This window comes from Sphingobacterium composti, from assembly GCF_009829075.1.
GTDB classification, from domain to species: domain Bacteria; phylum Bacteroidota; class Bacteroidia; order Sphingobacteriales; family Sphingobacteriaceae; genus Sphingobacterium; species Sphingobacterium composti.
Map to the genome: position 1 here is coordinate 1 of NZ_WUQZ01000046.1, position 5,329 is coordinate 5,329.

Genomic DNA, 5,329 nt, shown 5'->3' on the forward strand with positions numbered 1-5,329 from the left:
TTAGTTATTGACTAAGGTTTGATTTGTTAACTTTCGTTTTCTCAAACTACTCGTTACGCTACATGATCATTTTCTTAAAGAACTTCTATCGAATCCGCATCGCGCTTCTTCTTATATTTCGAGCATTACTGCTGTACTTATCTTTTTTGTTTTCCCTTCGTTTCCGACGGGACTGCAAAGGTAGAAACTTTATTTTAAACCGCAAATTTTATTTGAAGTTTTTTTTCTTTTCGTTTTTCCCGATTTCTCAGTTTAAACTATCTCTAACCTCGCATTTCATGGTTATTGCTAACCCCTACTCCCTTGCGGAGTGGTGCAAAGATAGGGAAGTTTTTAGCTTCTCTCCAAGCTTTCTGAGCTTTTATTTTTGAGTTTTACCCTAAGTGGTTGTGGGAATGGAGAATAAAATTGAAAGCTACTCTACGACAAGTTCAATTTCCTTTCTTAATAACCTTCCCTGTAAATCTATACCTTCAATAATCATCAAATATTTTCCTTTCGAATCCGAAGTAAAGAAATCAAAACTTGCTTTTCCTTCGTTATTAGAAACAATAGATGGCTCCCAATGAATTGTAGAACGAACATCTGATTGATACTTCATTGCTTCGTCAACATCATAAACAGGTTTGTAGAAATTCTTTATTATATGGAATCCTTGGGGTTGAATAGTTATTATTCCTTTTGGCACATAATTATTGAGAGCCGAAGAACCTCTTTTGGAGGTTATAACAATTACCCCATTAGCACCATTAGATCCATATATAGCTGTGTAGTTTATGTTTCTTAGCACTTCTATACTTTCCACATCCGTTACATTAATCATTGAAAGATTGTCTGCTTCTATGTACATACCATCCAGAATCACTTGCATTGGCACATTACCTCTAGTATTTATAGGCACTCCATTTTGAAAATATACCCCCGTCAGTCGCCCAGCTAGACACATCTCCAAAGTAGTACAGGTAGATAGGTCCTCAGCGGAAAGTATTTGATCTGCATTTCCTGCACCATTTAAATTATTTGAATGTTCAGATGCTTTTGATTTATTTCTTGTCACAACAACCTCATCAATTAATATAGCTTTCTCTTTCAGCCCCATCCTTTCTAACTCTGCGAAGTATTCCTTAGATGATTTTAAATTATCCAAATATTTTCTATTTATGTCCCACGATGCAACAGCAGAGGATTGAGAAACATTTATGGGAAAATCCTCACCAGCAATATGCGTGATATCAATATTGTTTTTTCCTTTTGTACCATCTTTTGCGGTAATAATGAATTTAACACTATCAGGAAACATAAGTTTATCAAATTCAAAATATCCTTCTTCGTTAGAAGTAGTGTCTATAAAGTCAAAGTAATTCTGTGTAGAAATTAATTGCAGTTTGGCATTAGGCTCTGGCTTTGTTCGTCCAATTTTCTTAGTATACCCAGAAATTTTAAGTGTTTTTTCTGGACTATAAAAATGTCTTAAATCAACTTGTAGACTATCCCAGTTTATATTTCGCCACCCCTGCGTCAACATTAAATAGTCTAATTCCTGACCCTTTAAGCTATTATCTTCGAAATAATAATTTGGATCTTCTATATAACCCTTCAAATCATTAGATAATAATAAGGAAGAGATAAGGTGAGCACCTTTGAATTCGCCCAACTTCACTTTACTTAGATCAATAACCGAAGCAGAAAAAGCTCCCATTCGTGTAGAATCCGAGGCTCCTCCCACTTCAATATCCACGCTCACCTTCTCACGAGTTTTGTAAGATGTTTTATTAAGATTTACATTATTACTTAAATATCCATTTGAACGGTGATTAAAAATTGGCCTTTCAATAATAGGTTTAAATTGATTATTTAAAATGCTAATTGTTATAACCCCCATCGGAAGTTTTTCTCTTTCCACAGAAAACACTAGTTCAGATTTATTTAGTTTGGCTTTGGAAACATAAAAAACCTCGCCCAAATGATGAACAATAAAGAATATCTCAGAATCACTTTGCAAATCCGAACTTATATTCAATTGGGTGAAAAGTTTAGATTCATTCAAATTGTTTACCACTATAGTGAAGCCATTTTGATGCACTTCAGGTACTTCGACAACACTTTGTGTTCCTTCTTCATATACAGCAGTAGCCTGCAATGGCGCACTAGTATTCAAAAATAAGGAAGTTGCCCCCATCCCCAGCTTGTTTGTATTTATGACACCCAATGTATCGTTGCCTTGCTTTATAACGACTTTAGATGGCACCCCCAGTCCTTGACTATTTATGCTTTTAGCCGCTAGAGTGTTTATTCTACCTGCAACAAGCTTACCTCCTTCTGGAAATAACGTTGTCACCGGCGAAATTTCGGGATTAATCGTTTGAACGATTTTGTTTACTACACTTTTATCTATGTTTTCAAAACGCAATTTTAAGACAGGATTCTTGTATTTGAAATTTACTGGAATTTCAATATCCCCAGATTCAGTAGAGCTTTGTGATTTTCTCTCAACTATTTTTTCTCCTTCCAGAATCGAGTACCATACTCGTTTCTTTGCTATAGGAAGTCCTGTTACACTGCTAATATTTATTTTGTACAAGATATCTTTCTCTCGTTTTTCAAAAGTAGTTTGTGTAACGACATTATCCGTTCGTCCATTATAAATAGGAATGTGCTTTTCAAAAAAATAGTCACCTCCTGCATTTTTCATCCAATTGGTATAAGCTCTAATACGATACAAGCCTTCGGTAATAGTATCGTTTAGTGCAAAGTCTCCGATTCCGACCCCCATAGGCGTAGAAATAGTAATTTTCTGCACGATATCATTTGCGGGAGAAATAAGATCAACATACAGAACTCCACTCAGATTTGAAAAAAGATTGTGAACACCAATAGTCGAATAAGATTTAAAATATATATTATCTCCAGCAGAATAAGCTGGCTTATCGGTATGTAGATAGACTTTCTCTTGAGGATTGTTCAAATTAAAATTTTGAACATTTTCTAGAAAACCTTGAATTTCTTGTCCTTGAGCAGATGAAAAAATAAACAATAAAATAGCTGCTATTAGCTTTTGTTTCATATTTAGCTGATAATTAGAATTATAAAGATATTTTATTTTTTCGAAAATTACCGTTAATGAATGTTTAAAATTTAAGATTATCTTATGAGATTGTATATTTGTATCATGAACATCTTAATCGTTGGATCAGGCGGTCGTGAATCTGCCTTCGCTTATAAAATAGCGCAAAGCCCTAAACTAACTAATCTTTTTATAGCGCCAGGTAACGCTGGTACAGGTCAATATGGAAAGAATATAGATCTGAAAGTTACAGACTTTGAAGGTATTGCTACTTTTGCATTAGAAAATAAAATAGAATTAATTCTTGTTGGTCCTGAAGAACCTTTAGTAAAAGGTATTCATGATTACTTTTTGAACAGAGAAGATATCAAGCATATTGCTGTGATTGGCCCTCAACAATTGGGAGCACAATTAGAAGGCTCAAAAGACTTTTCAAAGGAATTTATGTTTAGACATAATATCCCTACCGCAGCCTACAAGTCATTCAACCAATCTAATTTGGAAGAGGGTTTAGCATATTTAGAGACACAAAAATTACCTATAGTATTAAAAGCAGACGGTTTAGCTGCTGGTAAAGGGGTTTTGATTTGTGAAACATTAGAAGATGCTAAAGCAGAGTTAAAAGCGATGATTGCTGATGCAAAATTCGGTGCGGCAAGTAGTGTTGTTGTTATTGAAGAATTCTTAAAAGGTATTGAATTATCAGTATTTGTTCTAACAGACGGAGAATCGTATAAAGTACTTCCATCAGCCAAAGATTACAAACGTATCGGCGAAGGCGATACTGGTTTGAACACGGGAGGAATGGGTTCAATCTCTCCTGTTCCATTTGCAAATGAAGAATTCTTGACAAAAGTAGAAGACCGTATCATAAAACCTACTATCGATGGCTTGAAAAAGGATAATATTCCTTACAAAGGCTTTATCTTCATCGGCTTGATGAATGTTGATGGTGAGCCATTTGTAATTGAATATAATGTGCGCATGGGTGACCCTGAGACAGAATCAGTATTACCTCGTATCGAATCTGATTTAGTAGATTTATTGGAAGGTGTGGCTAAAGGTGATTTAGCTAATAGATCTTATACAGTAAGTCCTAAAACAGCGGTTACCGTGATGTTAGTGTCTGGAGGCTATCCTGGAGATTACGAATCGGGCAAAGTGATCTCGAATATTGAGAACGTAAAGGAATCTATCGTTTTCCATGCTGGCACTAAAGAAGTAAACGGTGAAGTAGTTACTGCCGGTGGTCGTGTATTAGCGGTGACAACTCTGCAAGATGACCTTTTCACCGCTCTTCAGCAAGCTACAGCTGATGCTGGACGCATATTTTATCAAGGAAAATACTTCCGTACTGATATCGGATTTGATTTGATATAAAAATATTATTTTCAAAATCAGCAGATTACAAAAAAGCGGATAAAAATATTTTGATGATGCAAAATATGCTCTTATATTTGCATCATCAAATCCGATAAGGCCCGTTCGTCTAGGGGTTAGGACGCCAGATTTTCATTCTGGAAACAGGGGTTCGATTCCCCTACGGGCTACAGACTTAAAAGTCAAAACATACCAAAAGCTTGCAAATCAAATGTTTGCAGGCTTTTTTGTTTTATCGGTATCTACAAATCTTTCAACTTTTCCCAATAAAAAAGTGAGTCATTCGGCGAGTCATTTTTTTAATCTACCCTACTCACTGGAAAGGTTTTAACTCGCTGTTTAACAGCTTGTTTAAAAAATGAACATCTTGATTTCGTTCGGCTGCAAGGCTAATTTTGCTTTACTTAAATGATACTGTCATGAGTACAAATTATTCCTTGCTCTTCTACCTGAAGAAACCAAAAAATTACGTAAACGGCCCCAAGCCGATCTACATGCGTATTACCGTAGACGGAATACCGAAGGAGCTATCCACAGGACGGGAATGCGATCCTGCAAAGTGGATATCAAAGGCAAACCGTGCGAAGGGAACCAAAGAGGATGTCAAAACCCTGAACGCTTATCTGGACACCCTCGAACACAAAGTGGCGGATATTCATCTCCAGATGACCAAAAGCGGGGAGTGGAATTGCAACTAAAAAGTGGAGACAATTTTAAGCTGCCATTCTTCGATTTTGATTTAAGTATTTTTCCATTTAATTAGGCGTTAAATCACCTATAGCGGAATGTATTCTTTTATTATTATAAAAGCCCTCTATGTACTCAAATATTTTCAATTTTGCGATTTCTCTATTTTCAAATTTGTAATGATATACAAGTTCGGTC

The 5,329-nt window shown here is 35.6% G+C and carries 4 protein-coding genes and 1 tRNA gene; 3 read left to right on the forward strand and 2 right to left on the reverse strand.

Features of this window, described 5'->3' with window-relative positions:
- Window positions 1-415: 415 nt before the first annotated feature.
- Entirely contained in the window at window positions 416-3,064 is a 2,649-nt protein-coding gene (locus tag GOQ17_RS15880) for a TonB-dependent receptor plug domain-containing protein (protein ID WP_159639024.1), read from the reverse strand.
- 105 nt (window positions 3,065-3,169) lie between these two features.
- Between GOQ17_RS15880 and purD the strand changes: the two genes are divergently transcribed.
- The 3 genes from purD to GOQ17_RS15895 all read left to right on the forward strand — a co-directional run bounded on the left by purD (window position 3,170) and on the right by GOQ17_RS15895 (window position 5,142).
- Window positions 3,170-4,444 (forward strand): phosphoribosylamine--glycine ligase, encoded by a 1,275-nt coding sequence (gene purD, locus GOQ17_RS15885; protein WP_159639028.1) that lies wholly within the window; start codon window positions 3,170-3,172, stop codon window positions 4,442-4,444.
- A gap of 98 nt (window positions 4,445-4,542) precedes the next feature.
- A tRNA-Glu gene (locus GOQ17_RS15890) sits at window positions 4,543-4,614 on the forward strand.
- Between the two features lie 249 nt (window positions 4,615-4,863).
- Window positions 4,864-5,142 carry an Arm DNA-binding domain-containing protein gene (locus GOQ17_RS15895; protein ID WP_236537179.1) on the forward strand — a complete coding sequence of 93 codons (279 nt, stop codon included), beginning with the start codon at window positions 4,864-4,866 and terminating at the stop codon, window positions 5,140-5,142.
- 57 nt (window positions 5,143-5,199) lie between these two features.
- On the opposite strand, the gene GOQ17_RS16635 is transcribed toward GOQ17_RS15895, so the two are convergent.
- Window positions 5,200-5,329: IS3 family transposase (locus tag GOQ17_RS16635; protein WP_159639026.1), on the reverse strand; the 130-nt coding region annotated here is incomplete at its 5' end.